The organism is Streptomyces sp. NPDC002935 (genome assembly GCF_040611295.1).
Taxonomy (GTDB): domain Bacteria; phylum Actinomycetota; class Actinomycetes; order Streptomycetales; family Streptomycetaceae; genus Streptomyces.
On the sequence record NZ_JBEXNW010000018.1, the window covers coordinates 1 to 25,357 of the forward strand.

Sequence of the window (25,357 nt, forward strand, 5' to 3'; positions counted from 1 at the left end):
CATCCCCGTCCGTCGCCGCTGGATCAGACGTGGGCTACCTGTGCGAACTGCTGCTCGATCCGAACGTAAGCGACGGACATTTGGGATGTACCGGCGCGGCCCCTCCCGTGCAAGATCCAGCCCCTCCGGCGTTTGAGGAGCGGGGTCTGGGGCGGAGTCCCAGGGGGTGGGAAGGGTAAGGGTGGAGGGGGCGAAAGGAGCTTCTGGGGTCCGCGTCACCGGGGGGGGCCTGCCAGGGCGGGCCGGGGTCCGGGTACGACGAAAGCGGCAGCCCCGGGAACGGGGTTGCCGCTTTGCGTGTGGTGTAAGGCTGGGGGCTGATCAGTACCAGCCGTTGGCCTGCCAGAAGTTCCAGGCGCCGGCCGGGCTGCCGTAGCGGGAGTTCATGTAGTCCAGACCCCACTTGATCTGGGTCTTGGGGTTGGTCTTCCAGTCGGAACCGGCCGAGGCCATCTTCGAACCGGGCAGAGCCTGGACCAGGCCGTACGCGCCGGACGAGGAGTTCGTCGCGCTGACGTTCCAGCCGCTCTCGTGCTCGACGATCTTGCTGAAGGCGTTGAACTGCGCGGCGTCCGGAATCATCGAGTGCGCGATCGACTTCGCGGAGGAGGCGGCGGTGGGCGTGGCGGCCTGGGCGGGCGCCGCGGCCAGAACCATACCGGTGGTGGCAGCGGCCACAGCGGCACCGGCGAGAGCCTTCTTCGGGGAAGCGACGATGCGGCGGATGACGGAGACGGACACGGAGAACCTTTTTCTTCGGGGACATGGAGTCGCTCGCAGGCCGTGACCACGTGGTGTGTGGATGGGGCGTACGTCGGCGCCGCGACCCGTGTGGGCTCGTGGCGCCTGGCGACTGCTCCAGAGAAACAGGCTCGGAGCGCGTCCGCAATGACCTCTTTTACTAGTGGTGGTCGCATCCGCGGTGAAAGTCCCTCATGTGACGTGGCTCTCAAACCCCAGGTCAGAGGGCATGACGACGCGTCCATGTCATGGCATTGGGTCTACGAAGCCGCTTCGTATGTGACCTGGGCCCTGTGGCCCGGTTCACCCCGCACCTGACGGACAGTGCGGGGAAGTCCACGGAGTGCCGCCGGGCGTTGTGACGTGGGTCGCGGATCACCGGGGGTCGAAGGTGACCGGGCTCTCGAAAGCCGCCCGGCGCGTGGCCCGGCGCAGCGCCTTGAGGAGGGTCGTGCCGATCGCCAGGGTCAGGACGACGGTCACGACCGCCCGGCCCAGGTCCCAGCCGAGGGACGTGGCCAGGCAGTACGCGAGGAAGCGGGCGAGGTTGGCGGGGACGGCGGCGTGCGGGTCGAAGGCGACGTTCGAGGCCAGCGCGTCCATGAACGGCCAGCCGGCCAGATTCATGACGGTGCCGTACGCGAAGGAGGCGAGGAAGCCGTACCCGGCGAGCATCAGCAGTTCTCCGCGCCCGCGCAGCCGGTCCGGGCCCGGCAGCAGTCCGGCGCCCATCGTGAACCAGCCCATGGCCAGCATCTGGAAGGGCATCCAGGGCCCCACCCCGCCGGTCAGCAACGCCGACGCGAACATCGTCACGGACCCGAGCACGAACCCGAAGCCCGGCCCGAGCACCCGCCCGCTCAGCACCATCAGGAAGAACATCGGCTCGATGCCCGCGGTCCCGGCCCCGATCGGGCGCAGCGCCGCGCCGGTCGCGGCCAGCACGCCGAGCATCGCGACCGCCTTCGGGCCGAGCCCCGACTCGGAGATCGTCGCCGCGACGACGGCGACCAGCAGGACGAGCAGCCCCGCGAACAGCCATGGAGCGTCCTGGGCGTGTGCGCTGACCTGTGAGCCGGGCCCCGCGAACAGCGGCCAGGCGAATCCGGCGGTCCCGGTGGCGCTGACCAGGGCCAGGGCGGCGACGGAACGCGGGCCGAGGCGGATGGCCCTGGCCTGGGGCTGGGGATGAGACTGGGCCTGAGGGCGGTGGGCGGAGGCTTCGGGGGCGCTCATGCGAGGGCCTTCCTGACCTGGGCGACGGTGAGCCACGGCTCGGGGGCCAGGATCTTGGCCACCTGCGGGGCGAAGGACGGGGACGCGACGACCACCTCGGCGGTGGGGCCGTCGGCGACCACCTCACCGTCCGCGAGGATCACCACACGGTGGGCGAGGTCGGCGGCGAGTTCCACGTCGTGGGTGGCCAGCACGATGGCGTGCCCCTCGGCGGCCAGCCCGCGCAGCACGGCCACGAGCCGGGCCTTCGCCGCGTAGTCGAGTCCGCGGGTCGGCTCGTCGAGGAGCAGCAGCGGGGGGCGGGCCGTCAGGACGACGGCCAGCGCCAGCGCCAGCCGCTGTCCCTCCGACAGGTCACGGGGGTGCGTGTCGTCCGCGATGTCCGACAGCAGCTCGGACACCAGGGCCCGGCAGGTCCCGGCCTCGGCCCCGGCGTCCTCGTCGGCCGCCGCGCACTCGGCGGCCACCGTGTCCGCGTACAGCAGATCCCGCGGCTCCTGCGGTACGAGCCCCACACGGCGTACGAGGTCGCGCGGCGCCGTGCGATGCGGGACCGCCCCGCCTACCCGTACGGACCCGGCGGCCGGCTCGACCAGTCCGACCAGCGCTCCGAGCAGCGTCGACTTCCCGGCTCCGTTGCGGCCCATCAGCGCGATGGTCTCGCCGGGCCCCGCCGTGAGGTCGACCTTGCGGAGCGCCTCGACGCGCCCGCGCCGCACGGCCAGCGACTCGACGACGGCCACTTCGGCCGGGGGAGGGGCGGCGTCGGGGGTGCGCCTGCGGAGGAGGCGGAAGAAGCGGGAGGAGGGGGAGAGGGGGGAGAGGGAGGAGGGGGAGAGAGATGGGGAGGCTGTGGAGGAGGGGCTGAGGGAGGGGCTGGGGGAGGTGGGGTGCGTCGGTGCCGGAGGGAGGGGGAGGGTGGCTGCGGGGGATTTCGACGGGGTCGTGGTGAGCCGCTCGCGCAGTGGTCCCGCCCGGCGTCGCGCGTCGCGGACGGTCAGGGGGAGCGGGGACCAGCCGGCCAGGCGGCCCAGTTCCACCACCGGTGGGCAGACCGGGGAGACGGTCATGATCTCGGACGGGGTGCCGAGCGTCAGGGGCGCTCCCGGGGCGGGGAGGAGGGCGATCCGGTCGGCGTACTGGACGACGCGCTCCAGGCGGTGCTCGGCCATGAGGACCGTGGTGCCGAGGTCGTGGACCAGGCGCTGCAGGACGGCCAGGACCTCCTCGGCCGCGGCGGGGTCCAGGGCCGAGGTGGGTTCGTCGAGGACCAGGACCTTCGGGTGCGGGGTGAGCACCGAGCCGATCGCGACGCGCTGCTGCTGGCCGCCGGACAGGGTGGCGATCGGACGGTCGCGGAGGTCGGCCAGGGAGAGGAGGTCGAGCGTCTCCTCCACGCGGCGGCGCATCACCGCCGGCGCCAGGCCCAACGACTCCATGCCGTAGGCGAGTTCGTCCTCCACCGTGTTCGTCACGAAGTGGGACAGCGGGTCCTGGCCGACCGTGCCGACCACGTCCGCGAGTTCGCGCGGCTTGTGTGTTCTGGTGTCCCGCCCCGCGACGGTCACCCGGCCGCGCAGTGTCCCGCCCGTGAAGTGCGGGACGAGTCCGCTCACCGCGCCCAGCACCGTCGACTTGCCGACCCCGGACGGGCCGACGAGCAGCACCAGTTCGCCCTCCGGGACCTCGAAGTCCACGCCCCGGACGGTGGGTTCGGCCGCCCCGGCGTACGTCACGGAGACATCCTCGAAGCGGATCACGATGGTTCCTCGGGGGCCGGGGTTCGCTGGGGGGTCGGGGCCAGGAAGGCGGGGAGCAGGCCGAGCATGACCACCGCCGTCGGCCAGAGAGGGAGGGCGGGGGTCACCAGGGGGATGACGCCGGGGCTCAGTGCGGCGGGGTCGTAGGATGCGGCGACGATCATCAGGGCCGCCACCGCCACGCCCGACCCGGCGACCAGCCAGGCCCGTACGCCCCAGGTGTCCGGCCGGTACCGCGTCCGCGGTGAGTGGCGGCCGCCCAGCCACAGGCCGCCGAGCGCCGCGGCGAGGCCGGCCAGCAGGACCGGCAGGCCGTAGGTGTCGCCCTCGGCGGTCAACAGCCCGTAGGTGCCCGCGCAGACGCCGAGCAGACCGCCCAGGGTGAGGGCCCCGGTGGTCCGGCGGACGGCGGGCGGGACCTGCGCCGTCCGCCCGTACCCGCGTGCGTCCATCGCCGCCGCCAGCGCGACCGAACGTTCCAACGCGCCCTCCAGGACCGGGAGTCCGACGTGCAGCAGGCCGCGCAGCCCCCGGTCGGGGCGGCCGCGGAGCCGGCGCGCGGCGCGCAGCCGCTGGACGTCGGCGATCAGATGCGGGGCGAAGGTGAGGGCGACGACCACCGCGACGCCCGCCTCGTACAGCGCTCCCGGCAGTGACTTGAGCAGGCGTGCCGGGTTCGCGAGGGCGTTCGCCGCGCCGACGCAGACGAGGAGCGCGGCCAGCTTCAGGCCGTCGTACAGCGCGAAGAGCAGGCCCTCGGCGGTGACCCGGCCGCCGATGCGGACCCCCTGCGCCCAGTGCGGGAGGGGAATTTCGGGCAGCGTGACGATCACATGGGTGCCGGGGATGGGGGAGCCGAGGAAGACCGCGAAGGCCAGCCGGATGGCGAGGACGGCCGCGGCCAGTTTCACGAACGCGGTGTAGGAGCGGGCCCAGGGGGCGTCGGTGCGATGGGTGGCCACCACGAAGCCCGCCACACCTATGAGGAGGGCGAGCAGGAGGGGGTTCGTGGTGCGGGAGGCCGCCGTGCCGAGCCCCAGGGCCCAGATCCACCAGGCGCCGGGGTGCAGGGCGTTCGCACGGTTCGCCCGAGGTGCGCGGGCGCGCGACGGTCGCCCCGTCGGGCCTGCGCCCGGCGCGGACCGTGTGCCGCGCGCTTTCCCGGCCTCCCGGCCGCGCGACTCCGCGGCCTTCCGGCCGCTTGCTCCCCCGGCCTTCCCGCCGGGCACGGAGGCTTCCGGGCCGGAGAGGGAGGACCCCCGTCGCTCCGCGGGACGTCGGCCCACGGCGGTGGCGGCGGGGCGTTCACGGTCGCCCTTGGTCATGATCCGCGCCTCAGCCCCGGTGCCGACGGGCCTGCCAGACGGCCGCCGCGCCCAGCACCGCCACCGCTGCCGCGCCCGCCAGCAGGCCCACCGAGGGGCCGTGGTGGGCCGGCTCGGAGGCGTGCGGCCGGGCGGACGCGGTCGGCTCGGTGGCCGAGACCGGGTCGCCGCAGCCCGTTCGCGGATAACCCGTGATGGCGCACAGCAGCGCGTTGGCGTCGTAGCGCAGGGGCTTGGCGACCGTGGCCAGAGCCTCCGCGGTGCTCGCGTCGGGGGCGACGCGTGCACAGGCGGTGCGCGAAGGCGGCGGGGTCTCGCCGGACGGCGCGTCCGCGGCCGTACCGGCGTCGATGACCAGGGCCACCCGCTTCGTGCCCTGCTGGGCGGGCGTCTTGGCGCATATCGCCGCGAAGTCCCGCTCCCCGCGCGGCTGTACGGCGTGCTGGGAGTCCTCGCTCACCGCGAAGCGGAAGCCCTGGACATCGCCGTCGGACGGCCGCGCGGTGGACGGGCCCTGGGTGGCGTACGTCCACTTCCCGCCGGTCAGGTCCCAGAAGGACCAGTAGCGGTAGCCCACAGCCTGGGCCTGCCCCGCGCCGCCGAGGACGAGGAGCAGGAGGGCCAGCGTGAGCGCCAGGGCGGGCGCGGTCGTCCGACGGGTGGTCACAGCTGCTGCTTCTTGTTGCGGCCGCTGATCAGGAAGCCGATGCCGATGCCGGCGACCAGGCCGATGCCGATGATCCACCAGACGCCGAGCCCGTTGCCGTCGTCCTTCTCGTCGTGCTTCTTCTCGCTCGGGGTGGCCGAGGCGCCGGCCGCACTCGGCGTCGGGCCCGTCGCGTTCAGCTTCGCGACCAGGTCCTGGCCGCCGAAGTCGCGCGGGTCGGTGCCGGTGGCGTGCGCGGCGAAGATCAGCTGCGCGTACGCGGCGGGGCCCGACTGGGCCGCCCAGTCGGCGGAGTTCTTCTCCAGCCAGGCGAGCGGCTGCTGCGCGAGCTTCTTCGCACCGACGGCCGAAAGGGCCACGACCGCGTCCGCCGTGTTGCCGTAGTCGGGCTGGTCCTTGGCGCCAGGGAGGGCGGACTTCAGGTACGAGGTCTTCGCCAGGGCCTTGGCGAGATAGTCGGCGCCGTTCCCCGCCGCGTCCGCCCGGTTGGGGGTGTCGGCGATGACGCAATCCGTCAGGTCGAAGGGCTCGCCGGCCTCCGCCACGAAGCCCTGGCCCATGCCGGCGACCACGCCCGCCGCGGTCGCGTCCGCGTTCGCCACCAGATTGCCCTTCTTGTCGGGCTGGTAGGCGAAGGCGCCGCCGCCCTCCCCTCCGCAGACCTTCGACAGCTTCACCAGGGTGTCGTACGGGGACTTGCCGTCCTTGGAGACGCTCTGGGGCTTCTTGCCGACCGCCTTCAGCGCGCCGATGACGACGGACGTCGAGTTGGTGTCGCTGGCGCCGCCGGCCATGTAGCCCCAGCCGCCGTCCTTGTTCTGCGCGGACTTGAGCCAGGTCACGGCCCTGCTCGTGGCGGCGTCCTGCCCGCCGAGCGCGGCGAGTGCCTGGACGGCGGCCGCGGTGCTGTTGGTGTCGACCTGCGTCTTGGCGTCGCACGCGAGTCCGGCGTCGGCGCGGTACGCGGCGAACGCCCCGTTCGCGCACTGCTGCCCGGTCAGCCAGTCGACGGCCTTGGCGGCGGGCCGTACGCCGACGGTGTGCTGGGCGAGCAGCGCGAGCGACTGGCGCCAGACACCGTCGTAGGTCGGGTCGGTGGAGCCGTACAGGCCCGACGGGATCGCCGTCGAAGGCGACGGTGAGGGGGACGAGTCGGCGGCGAACGCGGACGGTGCGACGACCCCGATCACGGCGGTGGCGGCCAGTACCGCTGCGGTGCGGCGAACAAACATGACTCTCCCTGCGGGGAGCCGGGCAGCACCGGGCGCGAGGCATCCGGGCGGCTCCGGCTCCGTATCCCTCGACGGTGCCGGCCGTCGGCGGGCTGCCGAGGGCACGAGCCGGTCACGTCCCGTGCGAGGCGATCCGGCTCACCACCGAAGTGGCTCACGGTTGCGGGTCAGCGCCGGATTTGCACCGGCTTCTCCTCGTACGGGTGTGATGACGACGCGCTCACTCTACCGGCCGCTCGGAATTCCCCGAGTGCCGCCTGTGGAGCGGGTCGGGGGCGCGGCAGGCGGGTGTCGTCGGGATCACCCGGATCACGGTGGGGACCCCCTGTGATCCCCATGGCATCCGCTAGGTTCGGGCCATGCGAACGGGGAGACTGCTCGGCTCGGGGCGTTCGGCGGACGTCTACGAGATAGACGAGGCGTGGGTGCTGCGGCGGGACCGCGAGGGCTGGGGCGACGCGACGGCCGAGGCGGCGGTGATGCAGCACGTGCGCTCGCACGGCTATCCCGTGCCGGGTGTGCGGGCGGCGACCCGCGGCGATCTGGTGATGGAGAGGCTGTCCGGGCCGACCATGCTGGAGGCGTTCGGCCAGGGCCTGCTCTCCGCCCAGGAAGCGGGCCTCACCCTGGCCCGGCTGCTGCGCAAACTGCACGCGGTGCCCGCCCGGCTCTCCGCCGACCCCGGCGTCCGTGTCCTGCACCTGGATCTGCATCCCGACAACGTGATGCTGACCCCGGACGGCCCGAAGGTCATCGACTGGACCAACGCCGAGGAGGGACCGCCCGGCCTCGACTGGGCCATGTCCGCCGTGATCCTCGCCCAGGTCGCTGTCGGCGGAGAGCCGGTCGGGGACGTGGCCGCCGAGACACTGGAAGCGCTGCTCGACGGGAACGAGGACCAGGTGACCGAGGAGGGGCTCGTGGAGGCGGGGCGGCGCCGGGCGGCCAATCCGACGATGAGCGCGCGCGAGGTCCAACTCCTGGGCGAGGCCGACGGGTTGATCCGCGGGCTGCTGCACTGAGCGAAGGCCGACCGGCCGACCGGCCGACGCGGTCACAGCACGTGTGCGGGGACCGTGGCCTCCACCGGCTGGCACAGCACCAGGGCGAGATCGTCGGCGAGGGGCGCACCGGTGTGCCGGAGCAGGGAGGCGTGCAGGGTGTCCAGGGCGTCCTCGGCGAGAGGCTCACGCAGGGCGAGGGCGGCCTCGCCGAGCAGCGGGAACGCGATGCCGTCCGGGTCGCGGCCCTCGGTCAGGCCGTCCGTGTAGAGGAGCAGCCGGTCGCCGGGCTGGAGCCGTACGCGGTACTGGTGCGGATCGGGCCGCAGCCCCAACGGCGTTGTGGGGACCTTGGGTTCGAGGAACTCGACACTCCGGCCGGAGCGCAGCGGCGCGGGATGACCGCAGTTGACCAGCCGCACCTCGCCGGGCGCGAACTCCACGAGCAGCGCGGTGACGAAGTCCTCCGGCCCCAGCTCCGGTGTCAGGTGGGCGTCGAGACCGGCGGCGAGGGCCGGCAAGGCGGGTGCGGTATAGGCGAGTTCGCGGAAGCCGGTGATCGTCTCGGCGGTCAGCCTGAGGGCGTCGAGGCCATGACCGCGTACGTCGCCGACCAGGACCCGCAGTCCGTACGGGGTCACCGCGATGTCGTACAGATCGCCGCCGACCGTAGACTCGTCGGCGGAGCAGTGGTAGCGGGTGTACACCTGAGTGCCGCCCAGCGTGCGGGAGATGGGCCGCAGGATCGCCTCCTGGGTGACCCGGGCGACCTCGCGGGCCCGCGCGAGCGCGGTGGTCAGGCGCTCGCGCCGGCCGGCGGCGTACACCGTGACCGCGCAGCCGAGCAGCAGCCCGCCGAAGCGGACGCCGAAGTCGAAGGCGGTGGCACCGCGGTCACCGAGCCCCGTCGCGAGCCCCAGCGCCGCCGCCCAGCAGCAGACCAGCAGGGTGTGAAGCACCCCGAACCGCACGCACGCCAGCAACGGCCCGATCAGCAGCAGCGTGACCAGCGGCGGCACCCGGTCGTCCACCAGATCCGGCAGGGCGACCGCCGCACAGGCGGCCGGTGGCACGAGCATCGACCACGAGAAGCCGCCTTCGCCGCCGTTCCCCCCGCTTCCTTCGCCCGTCCCACGGCTTCCGCGGCCGTTCCCGCCGCCTTCGCCGCCGTACCCGTCGCCTCCGCGGCCGTCCTCACCCCCTCCGCCGTCCGCGGACATCGGTTTGCCCCGCTGCTCCTTCTTGCGCATCACCCGACAATCCCCGAAAAACGCCCCTGTCGCCCTCACCGACGGAGAGTTGATCGCATGTCGTCGCAAGGTGCCCGGAAGTGGCGTCGTGCTGCGGGCTTTTTGTCCGAGTCGGTGGAGCGGGACATCGCGCGAGCGTGATCCGGTCACACTGGTCCGCGTGTCCGACAAGACGACCGGTGGACGGCCCGGCAATCTGCCTTCCCACACGCGGAGCTTCATCGGGCGGCGGGAGGAGCTGGGCCGGCTGGAGCGAGACCTGGATCCGGGTGTCGGGACCGACCGGCTGGTGAGCGTGGTCGGTGTCGGAGGGGTCGGCAAGACCCGGCTCGCCCTGCGGGCCGCCGGCCGGATCGAAGGCGCCTACCCGGACGGCGTCTGGCTGGTCGAGCTCTCGCCGCTGCACACCGCCGGCCTGGTGGGCCTCGCTGTCATGGAGACGCTGCCGCTCTCCGACCGGTCGACGCGGCCGGTCACCGAAGTGGTCGCCGAATGGGCCGAGGGCAAAAGGCTGTTGCTGGTCCTCGACTCCTGCGAACACGTCCTCGCGGACTGCGTGGCCTTCGTCGAGAAGCTGCTGCCCCTCCTGCCGGGCCTGCACGTCCTCGTCACCAGCCGCGAGCCGCTCGGTCTGCCGGGTGAACGCGTCCTGTGCCTGGACCCGCTGCCGGTCGCCGACGACGCGGTGGCCCTGTTCGCCGACCGCGCGGCCGGCAGCGGATTCACCCTCGACGACACCAACCGCCCCGCCGTGGAGGCCGTCTGCCGCCGCCTCGACGGTATCTCGCTCGCCATCGAGCTCGCCGCCGTCCGGCTCGGCGAACTCACCCTGGACCAGTTGCGCGGTCTGCTCGGCGCGCGGCTTCCGTCCCGGCTCGACCTGCTCTCCGCGCGAGGGGGCGAGGGGCCGCCCCGCCACCAGACCCTGCGGACGGCCATCGGCTGGAGCCACGAGCTGTGCGCCCCACTGGAACGGCTGCTGTGGGCCCGACTCTCCGTGTTCCCGGGCGACTTCTGCGCGAGCGTCGCCGACGACGTCTGCGCGGGCGGTCCGCTCCCCGCCGACCAGATCCCCGGCCTGCTCACCCGGCTCGTCGAGCAGTCCATCGTGCGCCGTCACGTCGCCGACCCCGCCCGCTACCGACTCCTCGACGCCGTACGGGAGTTCGGCGCCGACTGGCTGCGCGCACTGGGTGAGGAACGCACCGTACGGCTGCGTCACCGCGACCACTACCGGCGGCTGGCCCGCGAGGGCTGCGCCGAGTGGAACACCGGACGCCAGGCGGCCTGGTGCGAGCGCGTCCTCACCGAGCACGCCAATCTCCGCGCGGCCATGGACTGCGCGCTCACCGAGCCCGACGGACGGGTCGCCCTCGCGATGGCGGCCGACATCGGCTTCCTTTGGCGGCACTGCGGCTATCTGCGCGACGCCCAGTACTGTCTCGACCAGGCGCTGGTGAACGGCGCCCCGCCCGGCCCCGACCGCATACGCGCGGTGTGGACACGGGGTGCGGTCGCGCTGCTCCAGGGCGATCTGGAGGTCGCGGCCAACTGGGCGGTGCGCTGCGCCGACGCGGCGCGGGAACAGGGCGACCCGGTGGCGGTGGTGGCCGCCAAGTACCTCCGGGGCGGCCAACTCGCCCTGAGCGGGCGCCTGTCCGAGGCGGTCCAGGTGCTGGCCGGCGCACCTCGGCTGCCCGTCCGGCGGGACTGGTTCGGGGCGGCGCAGCTCCAGGTCCGGGTGGCGCTGGCCTTCGCGCATCTGTTGAGCGGGGACCAAGAGCGGGCGCGCGCGGTGGCGGAGGAGGTGCGTGCGTCGAGCGCGGCGTGCGGGGAGTCGTGGGCGGGGGCCTTCGCCGACAGCCTCGTGGCCCAGACCGACCTGGTCCGCGGGGACATCCTCGCGGCCGTCGCCAATGCCCGCACCGCGCTGGCCGGGCACGCACTGTTGCACAACACCGTGGGTGCCGCGATGGCCCTCGACGTGCTCGCGGCGGGAGTCGTCGCGGCGGGCGACGGTCGTCGTGCCGCCCGTCTCCTCGGCATCGGGGAGCGCGTGTGGGAGCTCACCGGGCGTGCTCAGATGGACTCGCCCGACCTGATGGCCACCCGCCGCTCGCACGAACTCCGCGTCCGCGGCGAGATCGGCGACCCGGCCTACGAGCAGGCGTACGAGGAGGGCCGCACGATGGCGTACGAGGAGGGGCTGGACTACGCGGCCCACACCTACTGAGGTGCGCTACCAGCTACCAGCTACCAGCTACCAGCTACCAGCCACCAGCTACCAACCACCAGCTACCAACCACCAGCTACCAACCACCGGTTACCGTGCGACTCGCTGGAGGCGAGCGCGTCACACCGCCACGTACGTCACCGGGTCGCTGCCCGCCACCGCCTCCGCCCGTCCCAGCTTCACCAGCCGGCGGACATGGGCCTCGGCCTCCGAGACCGCGATGTTCCGTGATCCGTAGGGGATGTCGGCCCAGGGGCGGTTCCACTCCATGCGCTCGGCGAGCTGCCAGGGCGTGAGCGGGGCGGAGAGGAGGGAGAGCAGGCCGGTGAGCCGCTCCTCGTGGTGTGCGAGCAACTCCGCGACACGGGACGGGGCGTCGGTGAACACGTGCTGGTGGGCAGGGAGCACCTCGGCGGGGTCGAGACGGCCGACGCGCTCCAGGGAGTCGAGGTAGTCGCCGAGCGGATCGGCGATGTCCCCGAGGCTCTCGATCCCGTTCGCGTAGGGGGGACGCCCGTGGGTGTCCGGGTCCTCGTAGAGGCCGATGTGCGGGGTGATCCTCGGCAGCAGGTGGTCGCCGGAGAACAGCCGTCCGTTCCCCGGTAGTCGGGCCGGGTGGTTCTCCTCCAGGTGGAGGCACACGTGCCCCGGTGTGTGGCCGGGGGTCCAGATGGCGCGCAGCCGGCGGCCGGGCAGGTCGACGAATTCGCCGGGGACGATCTCGCGGTCGGGGAGCGCGGGGGAGAAGCCTGGCAGGGTGCTGGGGCGGCGTACGGACGTGCGTGCCTCGCGCAGGGGGGCGATGTGTTCCTCCGGGGCGCCGGAGGCCGCCAACTTGGCCGCCATGTAGGCGAACCAGCGCTCGGGCGGGCTCTCCCGGGTGCGCCGGACGAGCGCCGTGTCGGCGGCGTGCATCGCGATCCAGGCGCCGGACGCCTCGCGGACCCGGCCCGACAGGCCGTGGTGATCGGGGTGGTGGTGGGTGATGACCACGCCGTGGATCTCCGCGACGGAGGTTCCGCAGCCGGTGAGTCCCTCGACGAGGGTGTCCCAGGACGTCGGGTCGTCCCAGCCCGTGTCGATGAGCACGGGCCCCGCGTCGGTGTCGACCAGGTACACCAGCGTGTGGCCCAGCGGGTTGTTCGGGATGGGGACCCTGATCGACCGTACGCCCCCGCCGTGATCGGTCACCTGCGTCATGCGCTTCCACCCATCGCCGAGTTCTCGCCACTATAACTAGAACGAGTTCCAATGGGAGCCCAAGTCGACTGTTCTGTCCGCGTGGACGGCCGCGTCCTTTCCGTGGACTCATCCGGCGGGAACTGGTATCAGTTCTCGTATCTGATGAAGCGTCAGAAGCGGTGGCAGAGAGCGTCCTTGGAGGCAGTCGGCCATGACCGAACTCGTGGAACACGGACAGCTGTTCATCGGCGGGGAGTTGACCGACCCGCTGGGCAAGGACGTCATCGAGGTGATCTCGCCGCACACCGAGGAGGTCATCGGCCGGGTGCCGCACGCCTCGGCGGCGGACGTCGACCGGGCCGTCGCCGCGGCGCGCGAGGCGTTCGACGAGGGGCCCTGGCCGCGTATGAGCCTCGACGAGCGGATCGCGGTCGTGACGCGGATCAAGGACGCGATCGCCGTACGCCACGAGGAGATCGCCCGTGTCATCTCCTCCGAGAACGGCTCCCCCTACTCCTGGAGCGTCCTCGCGCAGGCCCTCGGCGCGATGATGGTGTGGGACACGGCGATCACGGTCGCGCGCGGCTACCCGTACGAGGAGAAGCGCGACGGAGTCCTCGGCAAGCTCCTCGTCCGCCGTGAGCCGGTGGGCGTGGTGGCGGCCGTGGTGCCGTGGAACGTCCCGCAGTTCGTGGCGGCGGCCAAGCTCGCGCCCGCGCTGCTGACCGGCTGCACCGTCGTACTGAAGCCGTCGCCCGAATCACCCCTGGACGCCTACCTGTTGGGTGAGATCGCAAAGGAGGCCGGGCTGCCCGACGGGGTGCTGTCGATCCTCCCGGCGGACCGCGAGGTCAGCGAGTACCTGGTCGGACACCCCGGCATCGACAAGGTCTCCTTCACCGGCTCGGTCGCGGCGGGCAAGCGCGTGATGGAGGTCGCCGCGCGCCATCTCACCCGCGTGACACTCGAGTTGGGCGGCAAGTCGGCGGCCGTGGTGCTGCCGGACGCCGACCTCGACACATCGGTCCCCGGGATCGTCTCGGCGGCCTGGATGAACAACGGCCAGGCCTGCGTGGCCCAGACCCGCATCCTCGTACCGCGCTCGCGCTACGACGAGTTCGCGGAGGCCTTCGCCGCCGCGGCGAACGCGCTGGTCGTCGGCGATCCGCTCGACCCGGCCACCCAGGTCGGCCCGCTGGTCGCCGAGCGGCAGCAGCGGCGCAACCTCGACTACATCCGCATCGGTCAGGAGGAGGGCGCCAAGATCCTGGCCGGCGGCGGGCGTCCGCACGGGTTCGACCGCGGCTGGTACGTCGAGCCGACCCTCTTCGGCGACGTCGACAACTCGATGCGCATCGCCCGCGAGGAGATCTTCGGCCCGGTGATCTGTCTGCTCCCCTACGGCGACGAGACCGAGGCCGTCAAGATCGCCAACGACTCCGACTACGGGCTGAGCGGCAGCGTGTGGACGGCGGACGTCGCCCACGGCATCGACATCGCCCGCCAGGTCCGTACCGGCACCTACTCGGTCAACACCTTCAGCCTCGACATGATGGGACCGTTCGGCGGCTACAAGAACTCCGGCCTGGGACGGGAGTTCGGGCCCGAGGGCTACGGCGAGTTCCTGGAGCACAAGATGATCCACCTGCCGGCCGGCTGGGAGGCGTGAGGATGGGCGACCGCTGGCAGGTCGAGGTCGACCGCTCCGTCTGCATCGGCTCCGCCCAGTGTGTCCACCACGCCCCGGACGCCTTCCGTCTCGACGCCGGCATGCAGTCCCACCCGGTCGAACCGGAGACCGACGCCAACGAGAAGATCCTCGAAGCGGCCGAGGGCTGCCCGGTCGAGGCCGTCATGATCTCCCTGCTGGCCAGCGGCGAGCCGGTGTTCCCGCCGGAGGAATAGGCGTGGGACTCTACGGGCCCTTCGGGTCGGTCAGGTCGATCAGGCGGCACACCGTCTCGATGTCTATCTTGACCTGGGCGATCGAGGCGCGGCCGGAGAGCCAGGTGATCAGGGCCGAGTGCCAGGTGTGCTCGATGACGCGGACGGCGGAGAGCTGGGCCGGCGTCGGGTCGTCGAGGCCCATCGCGTCCAGGATGATCACGGTGGTCTGCCGCGAGACCTGGTCGACCTCGGGGCTGACACTGCGGTCCGCGAAGGTCAGCGCGCGGACCATGGCGTCGGCCAGGTGAGGCTCGCGCTGGAGGGCACGGAACGCCCGCATCAGCGTTTCCGCCACCCGCTCCGCGGCCGTGTCCCCGGTCGGCGGCTTCTTGCGGAGCGTGCCGTGCATGTGCTCCAGCTGGTCCTGCATCGTGGCGACGAGCAGATGCACCTTCGAGGGGAAGTAGCGGTACAGCGTGCCGAGAGCGACCTGCGACGACTCCGCGACCTCGCGCATCTGCACGGCGTCGAAGCCGCCCCGGCTGGCCAGCTGCGCGCTGGCGTGCAGGATCCGGCGACGGCGCGCCTCCTGCCGCTCGGTGAGCGGGGGCGAGGCGGGCTGCGACATGGGGTGCGGGGTGGAGCGCGCGGTCGTGGAAGGCGCGGCGGGCGTGCTGGCCCCCGGCGCCGGTCGCGCGGTCTTCGAGTCCGCCTTGGCTTCCGCAGGCATGGGTCCGTTCCGTGACATCAGCGAGAGGGAGCGACGAACCGGCACGACAGGGTGTGACACCACCGTGCGGACCAGCCGATCCCGCCGCGCCGTCGTGGCGTGAATCACCTGATCCACCGCTCACAGTGGCGCTACCTGCCGGTAGATTCAGTGCTCCTTGAACGATCAAGTCTGAAACTTGTTCTAGATTAGCGTCCCGGCGTAATCTCGCGGGACAGTGCAGGCAGAAGGGGGCCGGAAGTGACCGCTGAGGCCATGGAGGCGGGCCCCGGAAAGGGCGCGGCAGCCGACGGGGACCAACCCCTGCGGATCGCGCTCCTCACGTACAAGGGAAACCCGTTCTGCGGCGGCCAGGGTGTGTACGTACGGCACCTCTCGCGCGAACTCGCCCGACTCGGTCACCGCGTCGAGGTCATCGGCTCCCAGCCCTACCCCGTGCTCGACGAGGGCCTTCCCGAGCTGAGCCTCACCGAGCTGCCCAGCCTCGACCTGTACCGCCAGCCCGACCCCTTTCGCACCCCTGCGCGGGGCGAGTACCGGGACTGGGTCGACGCCCTCGAAGTCGGCACGATGTGGACCGGCGGCTTCCCCGAGCCGCTGACCTTCTCGCTGCGCGCCCGCCGCCATCTGCGGGCCCGGCGCGGCGACTTCGACGTCGTCCACGACAACCAGACACTCGGTTACGGCCTGCTGGGGGATGTCGGCGCCCCGCTGGTGACCACCATCCACCACCCCATCACCGTCGACCGGCAGCTCGAACTGGACGCCGCCGAGGGCTGGCAGCGCCGCGCGTCCGTCCGCCGCTGGTACGCCTTCACCCGCATGCAGAAGCGCGTCGCGCGCCGCCTGCCGTCCGTGCTCACCGTCTCCGGCACCTCCCGCCAGGAGATCGTCGACCACCTGCGCGTCGAGCGGGACCGCATCCACGTCGTCCACATCGGCGCGGACACCGACCTCTTCTCGCCGGATCCGTCCGTACGCCAGGTGCCGGGCCGCATCGTCACCACGTCCAGCGCGGACGTGCCGCTCAAGGGCCTGGTGTTCCTCGTCGAGGCGCTCGCGAAGGTGCGCACCGAACACCCGGGCGCGCACCTCGTCGTCGTCGGCAGGCGCGCCGAGGACGGGCCGGTCGCCCAGGCCATCGAGCGGTACGGCCTCGACGGCGCCGTCGAGTTCGTCAAGGGCATCTCCGACGCCGAGCTCGTCGACCTCGTCCGCTCGGCCGAAGTCGCCTGCGTGCCCTCCCTGTACGAGGGCTTCTCGTTGCCCGCCGCCGAGGCGATGGCCACGGGGACGCCCCTGGTGGCCACCACCGGCGGAGCGATCCCGGAGGTCGCGGGCCCCGACGGCGAGACCTGCCTCGCGGTCCCGCCGGGCGACTCGGGGGCGCTGGCCGCGGCCCTGATCCGGCTCCTCGGCGACCCCCAACTCCGGGCGCGGCTCGGCTCCGCCGGGCGTGAGCGCGTCCTCGCGCGATTCACCTGGGCCAAGGCGGCCGAGGGCACGGTGGCCCACTACCGCGAGGCGATGGCCCTGCCCGCGTCCCGGCTCCGCTCGCGCGGGACGACCCCCGCCGCCGGCACCGACGGGCGCGGCACGACGCCGGGCCCCGACCGCCCGGCGGCCCCGGGCCCCGACCACTCCGAGGCCGCGGACGAGACTCTCGCCGCCGAAGAACTAGTTGCAGCCAACCGCGAAAGCAGGGCCACGTGCTGACCGTCGACTTCTCCCGGTTCCCGCTCGCCCCGGGCGACCGCGTTCTGGACCTCGGATGCGGTGCCGGCCGGCACGCGTTCGAGTGCTACCGGCGCGGCGCGCAGGTCGTGGCGCTGGACCAGAACGGCGAGGAGATCCGCGAGGTCGCGAAGTGGTTCGCGGCGATGAAGGAGGCCGGGGAGGCGCCCGCCGGGGCCACCGCGACGGCCATGGAGGGCGACGCGCTCGCGCTGCCGTTCCCCGACGAGTCCTTCGACGTCGTGATCATCTCCGAGGTCATGGAGCACATCCCGGACGACAAGGGTGTCCTCGCCGAGATGGTCCGCGTGCTCAAGCCGGGCGGCCGCATCGCCATCACCGTGCCGCGCTACGGGCCGGAGAAGGTCTGCTGGACGCTGTCCGACGCCTACCACGAGGTCGAGGGCGGTCACATCCGCATCTACAAGGCGGACGAACTGCTCGGCAAGATCCGCGAGGCCGGGCTCCGGCCCTACGGCTCCCACCACGCGCACGCGCTGCACTCGCCGTACTGGTGGCTGAAGTGCGCGTTCGGCGTCGACAACGACAAGGCGCTGCCCGTGCGGGCGTACCACAAGCTGCTCGTCTGGGACATCATGAAGAAACCGCTGGCCACCCGGGTCGTCGAACAGGCGCTGAACCCGCTGATCGGCAAGAGCTTCGTGGCGTACGCGACCAAGCCGCACCTGCCGGAGCTCGCCGCCTCCGCGACGACCGCCGAGGCGGACGCCACGTGACCACTCCCCGGCGGACAGAACACCTCGTCCTGCCCGGGGTCCTCACCGCAGAGGAGGCCACCGCCACGGTGCGCGGCATCCTCGGGGTGCAGCGCCCCGACGGAGCCATTCCGTGGTTCCGTGGCCACCACCTCGACCCGTGGGACCACACCGAGGCCGCCATGGCACTCGACGCGGCCGGCGAGCACGAGGCCGCCGAGCGGGCCTACGCGTGGCTGGCACGGCATCAGAACGAGGACGGATCCTGGTACGCGGCCTACGCCGACGGGGACTTCGAGGACGTCACCGACCGCAGCCGCGAGTCCAACTTCTGCGCCTACGTCGCGGTGGGCGTCTGGCACCACTACCTGGCGACCGGCGACGACGTGTTCCTGGACCGCCTGTGGCCCACCGTCTACGCGGCCATCGAGTTCGTGCTGCGGCTCCAGCAGCCCGGCGGGCAGATCGGCTGGAAGCGCGAGGACGACGGGACCGCGGTCTCCGACGCGCTGCTGACCGGGAGTTCGTCGGTCCACCACGCGCTGCGCTGCGCGCTCGCCATCGCCGAACAGCGTGAAGAGCCGCAGCCCGACTGGGAGTTGGCGGCCGGCGCACTGCGCCACGCGATCCGGCTGCACCCGGAGCGGTTCCTCGACAAGGACCGCTACTCCATGGACTGGTACTACCCGGTACTCGGCGGCGCGTTGACGGGCGTCGAGGCCAAGTCCCGTATCGAAGAGGGCTGGGACCGCTTCGTGGTACCCGGCTTCGGGGTGCGCTGCGTGGTCCCCAACCCGTGGGTCACCGGTGGCGAATCGGCCGAACTCGCCCTCGCCCTGTGGGCGGTGGGCGAGTCCGACCGTGCCCTGGAGATCCTCCAGTCCATCCAGCACCTGCGCGACCCGAAGACCGGTCTGTACTGGACGGGCTACGTCTTCGAGGACCGGGCCATCTGGCCCGAGGAGCTCACCGCCTGGACGGCGGGCTCCCTGCTGCTGGCGGTCGCCGCGCTGGGCGGCGACGAGCCCACCTGCGCGGTTTTCGGCGGCGAGCGCCTTCCGACCGGCCTGGAACCCGACTGCTGCGCGCAGACCCGCTGAACCGCCCCGACCGCCTGGACCGTCCGGATCTTCCGGGCGCTCCAGGCCGTCCGGGCGGACGGGGCCGTCAGTGCCGGTGCATGCGGTTGGCCACCGCGTGGCCCACGAACAGGTAGACGACGGCGGCGAGACCGTAGCCGGCGACGACGCGCGCCCACTGCTCGTCGAAGGTGAACAGATCACGCGACCAGCCGGCCAGCCAGCTTGCCACGTCGTGGATGAACTGCACGAGGTCGTTGCCGGGGTTGGCGTCGAGCAGGTACATCAGAATCCAGAGACCGAGGATGACGGCCATAACATCCGCGACGATCGCGATGACCGTCCCCGCCTGATTCGAGCCGTTGCGATATCGAGGGGACATGTCCAGCGGGTTGCCCGTCAGTCCTGGATGAAACCCGAACGGGTTCGCCGGGGTGGTGCGGCCGCCCGAGCCGGGTGAGGCTGCAGCGTCCACGAGTGCGGGCCGACCGGTCCGCCGGCACGGCTGTGCTCCGGTCGGGCGCCGGTGAGGCCGTGCTCTAGCCCGGCGCCGGTAAGGCCGTGCTGCGGTCCGGCGCCTGTAGGGATGTACTTTCGGTCAGGCGGCCGTACGACCGGACAGGTCCTAGGAGTTCAGCTCGGCCAGTACACGCAGTGTGTGGGGATCCGGGGACAGGACCAGCAGGTCGGTCACCGGTCCCTTGCGCCACAACTCCAGCCGCTCGGCGATGCGTTCACGCGGTCCGACGAGCGAGATCTCGTCCGCGAAGGCGTCCGGGACGGCCATGACGGCCTCCTCGCGGCGCCCTTCGAGGAACAGCCGCTGGATCCTGCGGGCCTCCTCCTCGAAGCCCATCCGGGCCATCAGATCGGCGTGGAAGTTGCGGGCCGCGTGCCCCATTCCGCCGATGTAGAAGCCGAGCATCGCCTTGACCGGCAGCAGGCCTTCGGCGAGGTCGTCGCAGACGTGCGCGCGGGCCATCGGCGCCACGAGGAAGCCGTCGGGCAGGTCGGCGAGCGAAGCCTCGTACGCCTGCGGACGCGTCGGCGACCAGTACAGCGGCAGCCAGCCGTCCGCGATCCGGGTCGTCTGCGCGATGTTCTTCGGGCCCTCGGCGCCGAGCAGGACGGGCAGTTCGGCCCGGAGCGGGTGCGTGATCGGCTTCAGCGCCTTGCCGAGTCCCGTGCCGTCGGCGCCCCGGTACGGGTGGGAGTGGAAGCGCCCGTCGAGCTCGACCGGCCCCTCGCGCCGGAGGACCTGGCGTACGACATCGACGTACTCCCGGGTCGCGGTCAGCGGCGACTTCGGGAACGGCCGCCCGTACCAGCCCTCGACGACCTGAGGCCCCGACAGACCGAGCCCCAGCATCATGCGCCCGCCGGAGAGATGGTCGAGGGTGAGCGCGTGCATCGCGGTGGTGGTGGGGGAGCGGGCGGCCATCTGCGCGATCGCCGTGCCGAGTCGGATGCGCGTGGTCCGCGCGGCGATCCAGGTGAGAGGGGTGAACGCGTCCGAGCCCCACGACTCGGCGGTCCACACCGAGTGGTAGCCGAGCCGCTCCGCCTCCTGGGCGAGCGGCACATGGTCCGCCGAGGGGCCGCGCCCCCAGTAGCCGAGCGCGAGACCGAGCCGCATGTCGCCTCCAGAAGCCGGTGCCTGACGGTCCGTCAGTTCGCGGGGTGCTGCGACTGTACGACAACGGCCCCCCGCCGGAAAGGGCGAGGGGCCGGCGCTACGGCGATGAGAGGGTCAGCCGCGCTGGATCCCCGAGGTGTCCTGAAGCACACCGCGACGGCCGTCCTGCGTCTGCGCCACCAGGGTCGCACCACGTTGCTCGACGGCCAGGTACCAGGTGCCCGGCGCCAGTTCGGCGATCGGCGCCTGCGTGCCGTCCTCCGAGAACAGCGGGCGCGCCACCGGCACGGCGAACCAGAACGGCGAGAAGTCCTGAGCGGGCTGCTGCGTCTGCGGGGCCGGCGGCTGGCTCGGCTGCGCACCGAACGGCTGCCCCGGCTGCGAAGGCTGCGAGGGCTGCGAGGGCTGAGCACCGTAGGGCTGCTGACCGGGCTGACCCAGCTGCCCCGGCTGCGAGGCCCCCGGGTACCCGTAACCACCCTGCGGCTGACCGCCGTAGGGCTGGGGGGTGGGGGGCTTGGGGGCGCCGACGAGGGCGGCGCTCAGGGCCGGGACCAGCGGGGTGGCGATCGCGCCACCGGCGAGCACCAGGGTGCCGATGAGGCCGAGGATCAGACCGGCTCCCGCGCCGACGTCTCCGAAGTTGGAGTCGCTGTACGGGCCCAGGGGATCGACGATCGTCCAGAACGCGGTCCAGACCGCGAACAGCGTGAGCGCGACACCGAGCTGACCGAGGTCGAGTCCGATGACCTTGCGCGGCTGCGGAAGCGCGCGGGAGACGACGATCAGAGCCGCACCGGCGATGCCACCCACGTACATGCTCATCACCAGGCCCAGGTTGTCCCAGGCGTTGGGGGCGTTGGTGCCGTCGGCGTCGAACGTGTGCAGGAACGACGCGATGAACAGCAACACCGCTGCTCCGATCACCACGCCGTCGCCTCGAGTGAGGGAGCGGATATTCACTTCAGGTCCTTCGTCAGTCGTCTCGTCGTCGATGGAGGCATCGCTGTTCGCCGTGTCGCCGTCATGGTGCCGCCGTCGGGACTCGGTGTGAAGCGCGGGGGTGGCCCTTTATCGTACGGACGACACTATCGTCCGTACGATCCGGGTGTCCGCCGGGTTCGGTCCGTAGATCACTACCCGTGCAGGAAACTCACGATTCCCTCAGAGATCCCCCGTGCCGCCTTCTGCCGCCAAGCGCTACTGGTCAGCAGCGCAGCGTCCTTGCTATCGCGCATGTTGCCGCACTCGATGAACACCTTGGGAACCGTTGACAGATTGAGACCACCGAGATCCTTTCGGACCACCAGTCCCGTGCCGTCACCGACGTAGTTGGAGGGCGCGCTGCCCGTCTCACGGACGAACAGGCCGGCGACGCGCTCGCCCAGATCGCGGGATGCGGCGACGATCGGGCGGGTGTCGGCGGCGTGCGCGTGCACCGACGCCGGGAGGATCACGTGGAAACCGCGGTTGCCCGCCGCCGATCCGTCGGCGTGGAGGGAGACGACCGCGTCCGCGTGCGCCGTGTTGCCGATGCGGGCCCGCTCGTCGACGCAGGGGCCCCAGGACCGGTCGCCGTCCTGGGTGAACTTCACCGTGGCGCCCTGCTGTTCGAGGATCTTCCGCATCCGGTGCGCGACGTCGAGGGTGAACCGGGCTTCCGTGTAACCCGCGTTGGTCGACGTGCCGGTCGTGTCGCACTCCTTCCAGTTCGTGCCGATGTCCACCTTGCGGTTGATCTCGGACGCGTGCTGGAAGTTGTTCGGGTTGTGCCCCGGGTCGATGACGACGACCTTGCCCTTGAGGGAGCCGGAGGCGGCGGGCCCGGAAGAGGACGAGGAGGAGGGCGTCGGGGCCGACGACGAACTCGGCTTGCCGTCGTCCGTCGTCGAGGCGGACCCCTGCGCGGAGGGGGAGGCGGAGCCGGGCGCGGAGGACGACGACCCGGGAACGGCCCGGTCGGACCCGCCCCCCGAATCGTCTCCCACGGCCTGCCACACCAGCCACCCGGCCAGTGCGCCCGGTACGAGCGCGGCGAGCGCGACGGTGAGAGGTCCGCGCCGGGAGCGGCGCGGCTGGGGCGGATCGAAGTCAGGACCTACGTACGACACGTCAGCGACTCTAACCGGCTGCTCAGATCCCTGCTCCGGTTCGCCGCAGGACACGCATCGAGTCGCTCACCGCGACCTCGGTGAACGCGCCGGATTCCAGGGCCCGGAGGTAGACGCGGTAGGGGGCCTGGCCGGTGAACTCGTCGACGGGGTCCGGGAACACGTCGTGGATGACGAGGAGGCCGCCCTCGGCGACATGGGGTGCCCAGCCCTCGTAGTCGCCGCTCGCGTGCTCGTCGGTGTGGCCGCCGTCGATGAAGACGAGACCGAGGGGCGTGCGCCAGAAGGCGGCGATCTGCGGGGAACGGCCGACCAGCGCGACCACATGGTCCTCCAGGCCCGCCCGGTGGAGGGTGCGGCGGAAGGTGGGGAGCGTGTCCATGAGGCCGATCTCCGGGTCCACCGTGGACGGGTCGTGGTACTCCCAGCCCGGCTGCTGCTCCTCGCTGCCCCGGTGATGGTCGACCGTGATCGCGGTCACCCCGGCCCCGCGGGCCGCGTCGGCCAGCAGGATCGTGGAGCGGCCGCAGTAGGTGCCTACCTCCAGGAGGGGCAGCCCGAGCCGTCCGGCCTCGACGGCGGCCTCGTACAGCGCGAGTCCCTCACCCCTGGGCATGAACCCCTTCGCGGCCTCGAAGGCGGCGAGGATCTCGGGCTTGGGTGCCGCGGGCATGGGGTCTCCTCCATCGGGTGCGAACAGCGGTGCGCGAACAGCGGTGTGCGGACATCCGGCACGAACGGTGGGCGGCTCGGACATCCGGTGCGTGCGCCGGGTGCGTGCGTCGGGCGCGAACATCCGGTGCGAACGAACCGGGTGTACGGCTCCCTGGCCGCCCCATGGTGCACCACACCCCCGCCGCGTGGGCGGCGAGGGTGTGAATGATCACTCGGTGGAGGCCCGGGCGTCAGGCGGTGACGTCGGCGGTCTCGCCCGGCAGTGACAGGTCGAGGGCGACCGGGCGGTCGTCGCCCGTGTGCGTCGCCGACGAGGCGAGCGGGCCGTGGCCGGTGGCCCGGGCGGCGAGCACGTACGGGCCCTGGGCCGGCACGGCGAGCGCGTAGCTGCCGTCCTCGGCGGAGAGAGTGGCGCCCGCCTGGCGGCCGCGCCGGTCGATCAGGGTGACCTTGGCGCGGGGGACCGGGGAGCCCTCGGCGCTCAGGACCCGGCCGCGGAAGCCGCCGAGCACCTCGTGCGCCCGCTCCAGCGCGGCGTCCTCCTCGCTGCTGGCGCGCAGCTGGGGCTTGGTGGCCGGGCGCCGGCCGGGCAGGAACAGGGCCATGAGCAGGCCGACCGCGACCGCGCCGGTGGCGATCAGGAAGGACACCCGGAATCCGTGCATGGTCGGGATCGCGACCCCGCCGACGTGGTTCGCCGTGTTGGCGAGCACCATGCCGATGACGGCGCTCGACACGGACGTGCCGATGGAACGCATCAGGGTGTTCAGACCGTTGGCCGCGCCCGTCTCGGAGGCCGGGACGGAGCCGACGATCAGCGCGGGCAGCGAGGAGTAGGCGAGGCCGATGCCCGCGCCCAGGATCACCGCGATCACCAGCGACTGCCAGGCGGCGTTCATCAGGCCGAGGCCGGCGCCGTAGCCGATCGCGATGATGACCATGCCGATGATCAGCGTGACCTTCGGGCCGTACCTCGCCGACACCCGGGCGTACACGGGGGCGGTGACCATCATCGTCAGGCCGAGCGGCGCCACGAGCAGACCCGCGGTCACCATCGACTGGCCGAGGCCGTAGCCGGTGGACGTCGGCAGCTGGAGCAGCTGAGGCAGGACCAGCGAGACGACGTAGAAGGAGACGCCGACCATGATCGAGGCGAGGTTGGTGAAGAGGACCGCGGGGCGGGCCGTGGTGCGCAGGTCGACCAGCGGAGCCTTCAGGCGCAGCTCCATCACGCCCCACAGGAGGAGTACGGCGACCGACGCGCCGAACAGGCCGAGCGTGGTGGGCGCCGTCCAGCCCCAGTCGCTGCCCTTGGTGATCGGCAGCAGGAAGAGGACGAGTCCGACGGAGAGGCCTATCGCGCCGAGCACGTCGAAGGTGCCCTCGGCGCGCATCGGGGACTCCGGCACGACGAGGAGGGTGAGGACGATCGAGAGGACGCCGAGGCCGGCGGCGCCGTAGAAGAGGGCGTGCCAGTCGGTGTGCTGCGCGACGAGGGCCGCGGCGGGGAGCGCGAGTCCGCCGCCGACGCCGATCGAGGAGCTCATGAGGGCCATCGCGGAGCCGAGCTTCTCGCGGGGCAGCATGTCACGCATCAGGCCGATGCCCAGCGGGATCGCGCCCATGGCGAAGCCCTGGAGCGAACGGCCCACGATCATCGGCACCAGGGCGCTGGTCAGGGCGCTGATCAGCGCGCCGGCCACCATCACGGCCAGGCTGGTGAGCAGCATGCGCCGCTTGCCGAAGAGGTCGCCGAGGCGGCCCATGATCGGCGTGGCCACGGCGCCCGAGAGCAGGGTCGAGGTCAGTACCCAGGTGGCGTTGCTGGGCGTGGTGCTCAGCAGTGTCGGCAGGTCCTTGATGACCGGGACGAGCAGGGTCTGCATCACCGCGACAACGATGCCCGCGAAGGCGAGCACCGGCACGGTGGCGCCGCTCGGCCTCCGCGCGGGCTGGTCGGTCGTCGTGTGCGTCATTGCGGGGGCCTCCAGGCCGTGAGGAAGCAGGGTGCGTTCCCGAGAGAGAGGGGGGTGATCCGTGCGGATGCGGGGACGGTCGGTCGGGTGATCCACGGGGATACGGGGACGTCGGTCGGGTGATCCGTTCGGGATACGTGCAGAGGGAACCCGGTGCGCCTGGGCAACTATTCCGATGCTTCGGCG

22 protein-coding genes and 1 riboswitch are annotated in these 25,357 nt (G+C 72.2%); of the genes, 7 read left to right on the plus strand and 15 right to left on the minus strand.

The window, feature by feature from the left end:
- Nucleotides 1-321: 321 nt before the first annotated feature.
- From ABZX90_RS24015 to ABZX90_RS24040, 6 genes are all read right to left on the minus strand, one after another.
- Entirely contained in the window at nt 322-741 is a 420-nt protein-coding gene (locus ABZX90_RS24015) for a transglycosylase SLT domain-containing protein (RefSeq protein ID WP_351121829.1), read from the minus strand.
- 375 nt (nt 742-1,116) lie between these two features.
- Entirely contained in the window at nt 1,117-1,977 is an 861-nt protein-coding gene (locus ABZX90_RS24020) for an ECF transporter S component (RefSeq protein WP_351121831.1), read from the minus strand.
- Nucleotides 1,974-3,737, minus strand: a complete 1,764-nt coding sequence (locus ABZX90_RS24025) for an ATP-binding cassette domain-containing protein (protein ID WP_355207826.1) — start codon at nt 3,735-3,737, stop codon at nt 1,974-1,976. The genes ABZX90_RS24020 and ABZX90_RS24025 overlap by 4 nt, the downstream gene beginning before the upstream one ends.
- Nucleotides 3,734-5,062, minus strand: a complete 1,329-nt coding sequence (locus ABZX90_RS24030) for an energy-coupling factor transporter transmembrane component T (protein WP_355207829.1) — start codon at nt 5,060-5,062, stop codon at nt 3,734-3,736. The genes ABZX90_RS24025 and ABZX90_RS24030 overlap by 4 nt, the downstream gene beginning before the upstream one ends.
- Nucleotides 5,063-5,072: 10 nt before the next feature.
- Nucleotides 5,073-5,729, minus strand: coding sequence for an SCO2322 family protein (locus ABZX90_RS24035; protein WP_355207832.1), 657 nt, complete (start codon nt 5,727-5,729; stop codon nt 5,073-5,075).
- Complete coding sequence (locus tag ABZX90_RS24040; RefSeq protein WP_351121842.1) at nt 5,726-6,961, minus strand: prenyltransferase/squalene oxidase repeat-containing protein; 1,236 nt, start codon at nt 6,959-6,961, stop codon at nt 5,726-5,728. The genes ABZX90_RS24035 and ABZX90_RS24040 overlap by 4 nt, the downstream gene beginning before the upstream one ends.
- Before the next feature lie 130 nt (nt 6,962-7,091).
- A riboswitch (cobalamin riboswitch) is annotated at nt 7,092-7,155 on the minus strand.
- Nucleotides 7,156-7,320: 165 nt separating this feature from the next.
- Between ABZX90_RS24040 and ABZX90_RS24045 the strand changes: the two genes are divergently transcribed.
- On the plus strand, nt 7,321-7,983 hold the full coding sequence (locus ABZX90_RS24045; RefSeq protein WP_351121844.1) for a phosphotransferase: 663 nt from the start codon (nt 7,321-7,323) through the stop codon (nt 7,981-7,983).
- Between the two features lie 32 nt (nt 7,984-8,015).
- Here the strand turns inward: ABZX90_RS24045 and ABZX90_RS24050 are convergent, their stop codons facing one another.
- Nucleotides 8,016-9,212: a PP2C family protein-serine/threonine phosphatase gene (locus tag ABZX90_RS24050; protein ID WP_355207836.1), complete on the minus strand. Its 1,197-nt coding sequence runs from the start codon at nt 9,210-9,212 to the stop codon at nt 8,016-8,018.
- 160 nt (nt 9,213-9,372) lie between these two features.
- On the opposite strand from ABZX90_RS24050, the gene ABZX90_RS24055 reads away from it, so the two are divergent.
- Nucleotides 9,373-11,445, plus strand: a complete 2,073-nt coding sequence (locus tag ABZX90_RS24055; protein ID WP_355207839.1) for a hypothetical protein — start codon at nt 9,373-9,375, stop codon at nt 11,443-11,445.
- A gap of 120 nt (nt 11,446-11,565) precedes the next feature.
- Here the strand turns inward: ABZX90_RS24055 and ABZX90_RS24060 are convergent, their stop codons facing one another.
- Nucleotides 11,566-12,645, minus strand: a complete 1,080-nt coding sequence (locus ABZX90_RS24060; protein ID WP_355207842.1) for an MBL fold metallo-hydrolase — start codon at nt 12,643-12,645, stop codon at nt 11,566-11,568.
- 193 nt (nt 12,646-12,838) lie between these two features.
- Between ABZX90_RS24060 and ABZX90_RS24065 the strand changes: the two genes are divergently transcribed.
- Together ABZX90_RS24065 and ABZX90_RS24070 are read left to right on the plus strand one after the other, a co-directional pair.
- Nucleotides 12,839-14,296, plus strand: a complete 1,458-nt coding sequence (locus ABZX90_RS24065) for an aldehyde dehydrogenase (protein WP_351121856.1) — start codon at nt 12,839-12,841, stop codon at nt 14,294-14,296.
- A gap of 2 nt (nt 14,297-14,298) precedes the next feature.
- On the plus strand, nt 14,299-14,532 hold the full coding sequence (locus ABZX90_RS24070) for a ferredoxin (protein WP_351121858.1): 234 nt from the start codon (nt 14,299-14,301) through the stop codon (nt 14,530-14,532).
- A gap of 10 nt (nt 14,533-14,542) precedes the next feature.
- Here the strand turns inward: ABZX90_RS24070 and ABZX90_RS24075 are convergent, their stop codons facing one another.
- Nucleotides 14,543-15,244 (minus strand): TetR family transcriptional regulator, encoded by a 702-nt coding sequence (locus tag ABZX90_RS24075; protein ID WP_351121860.1) that lies wholly within the window; start codon nt 15,242-15,244, stop codon nt 14,543-14,545.
- A gap of 240 nt (nt 15,245-15,484) precedes the next feature.
- Between ABZX90_RS24075 and ABZX90_RS24080 the strand changes: the two genes are divergently transcribed.
- From ABZX90_RS24080 to ABZX90_RS24090, 3 genes are read left to right on the plus strand one after another with little or no spacing between them, the layout of a single operon-like run.
- On the plus strand, nt 15,485-16,960 hold the full coding sequence (locus ABZX90_RS24080) for a glycosyltransferase family 4 protein (RefSeq protein WP_355207847.1): 1,476 nt from the start codon (nt 15,485-15,487) through the stop codon (nt 16,958-16,960).
- Nucleotides 16,954-17,715 carry a class I SAM-dependent methyltransferase gene (locus ABZX90_RS24085; RefSeq protein ID WP_355207850.1) on the plus strand — a complete coding sequence of 254 codons (762 nt, stop codon included), beginning with the start codon at nt 16,954-16,956 and terminating at the stop codon, nt 17,713-17,715. The genes ABZX90_RS24080 and ABZX90_RS24085 overlap by 7 nt, the downstream gene beginning before the upstream one ends.
- Nucleotides 17,712-18,794 (plus strand): prenyltransferase/squalene oxidase repeat-containing protein, encoded by a 1,083-nt coding sequence (locus tag ABZX90_RS24090; RefSeq protein WP_355207852.1) that lies wholly within the window; start codon nt 17,712-17,714, stop codon nt 18,792-18,794. The genes ABZX90_RS24085 and ABZX90_RS24090 overlap by 4 nt, the downstream gene beginning before the upstream one ends.
- 67 nt (nt 18,795-18,861) lie before the next feature.
- On the opposite strand, the gene ABZX90_RS24095 is transcribed toward ABZX90_RS24090, so the two are convergent.
- The 6 genes from ABZX90_RS24095 to ABZX90_RS24120 all read right to left on the minus strand — a co-directional run bounded on the left by ABZX90_RS24095 (nt 18,862) and on the right by ABZX90_RS24120 (nt 25,171).
- On the minus strand, nt 18,862-19,155 hold the full coding sequence (locus ABZX90_RS24095; RefSeq protein ID WP_351121871.1) for a hypothetical protein: 294 nt from the start codon (nt 19,153-19,155) through the stop codon (nt 18,862-18,864).
- Nucleotides 19,156-19,398: 243 nt separating this feature from the next.
- Entirely contained in the window at nt 19,399-20,409 is a 1,011-nt protein-coding gene (locus ABZX90_RS24100; RefSeq protein WP_355207855.1) for an LLM class F420-dependent oxidoreductase, read from the minus strand.
- A gap of 114 nt (nt 20,410-20,523) precedes the next feature.
- On the minus strand, nt 20,524-21,372 hold the full coding sequence (locus tag ABZX90_RS24105) for a hypothetical protein (protein WP_355207858.1): 849 nt from the start codon (nt 21,370-21,372) through the stop codon (nt 20,524-20,526).
- A 173-nt stretch (nt 21,373-21,545) separates the two neighbouring features.
- Nucleotides 21,546-22,520 carry an N-acetylmuramoyl-L-alanine amidase gene (locus ABZX90_RS24110; RefSeq protein WP_351121879.1) on the minus strand — a complete coding sequence of 325 codons (975 nt, stop codon included), beginning with the start codon at nt 22,518-22,520 and terminating at the stop codon, nt 21,546-21,548.
- A 22-nt stretch (nt 22,521-22,542) separates the two neighbouring features.
- A complete protein-coding gene (locus ABZX90_RS24115; protein WP_355207861.1) occupies nt 22,543-23,193 on the minus strand; it encodes a class I SAM-dependent methyltransferase in 651 nt (216 codons plus the stop codon).
- A 232-nt stretch (nt 23,194-23,425) separates the two neighbouring features.
- Nucleotides 23,426-25,171, minus strand: a complete 1,746-nt coding sequence (locus ABZX90_RS24120; protein WP_351121885.1) for an MFS transporter — start codon at nt 25,169-25,171, stop codon at nt 23,426-23,428.
- Nucleotides 25,172-25,357: the final 186 nt, after the last annotated feature.

Bases quoted from the DNA above. Each gene is read 5' to 3' on its own strand.
- ABZX90_RS24030 (WP_355207829.1), bottom strand. From the start codon at position 5,062: ATGACCAAGGGCGACCGTGAACGCCCCGCCGCCACCGCCGTGGGCCGA.
- ABZX90_RS24100 (WP_355207855.1), bottom strand. From the start codon at position 20,409: ATGCGGCTCGGTCTCGCGCTCGGCTACTGGGGGCGCGGCCCCTCGGCG.
- ABZX90_RS24070 (WP_351121858.1), top strand. From the start codon at position 14,299: ATGGGCGACCGCTGGCAGGTCGAGGTCGACCGCTCCGTCTGCATCGGC.
- ABZX90_RS24095 (WP_351121871.1), bottom strand. From the start codon at position 19,155: ATGTCCCCTCGATATCGCAACGGCTCGAATCAGGCGGGGACGGTCATC.
- ABZX90_RS24040 (WP_351121842.1), bottom strand. From the start codon at position 6,961: ATGTTTGTTCGCCGCACCGCAGCGGTACTGGCCGCCACCGCCGTGATC.
- ABZX90_RS24065 (WP_351121856.1), top strand. From the start codon at position 12,839: ATGACCGAACTCGTGGAACACGGACAGCTGTTCATCGGCGGGGAGTTG.
- ABZX90_RS24075 (WP_351121860.1), bottom strand. From the start codon at position 15,244: ATGCCTGCGGAAGCCAAGGCGGACTCGAAGACCGCGCGACCGGCGCCG.
- ABZX90_RS24120 (WP_351121885.1), bottom strand. From the start codon at position 25,171: ATGACGCACACGACGACCGACCAGCCCGCGCGGAGGCCGAGCGGCGCC.
- ABZX90_RS24115 (WP_355207861.1), bottom strand. From the start codon at position 23,193: ATGCCCGCGGCACCCAAGCCCGAGATCCTCGCCGCCTTCGAGGCCGCG.
- ABZX90_RS24050 (WP_355207836.1), bottom strand. From the start codon at position 9,212: ATGCGCAAGAAGGAGCAGCGGGGCAAACCGATGTCCGCGGACGGCGGA.
- ABZX90_RS24060 (WP_355207842.1), bottom strand. From the start codon at position 12,645: ATGACGCAGGTGACCGATCACGGCGGGGGCGTACGGTCGATCAGGGTC.
- ABZX90_RS24045 (WP_351121844.1), top strand. From the start codon at position 7,321: ATGCGAACGGGGAGACTGCTCGGCTCGGGGCGTTCGGCGGACGTCTAC.
- ABZX90_RS24020 (WP_351121831.1), bottom strand. From the start codon at position 1,977: ATGAGCGCCCCCGAAGCCTCCGCCCACCGCCCTCAGGCCCAGTCTCAT.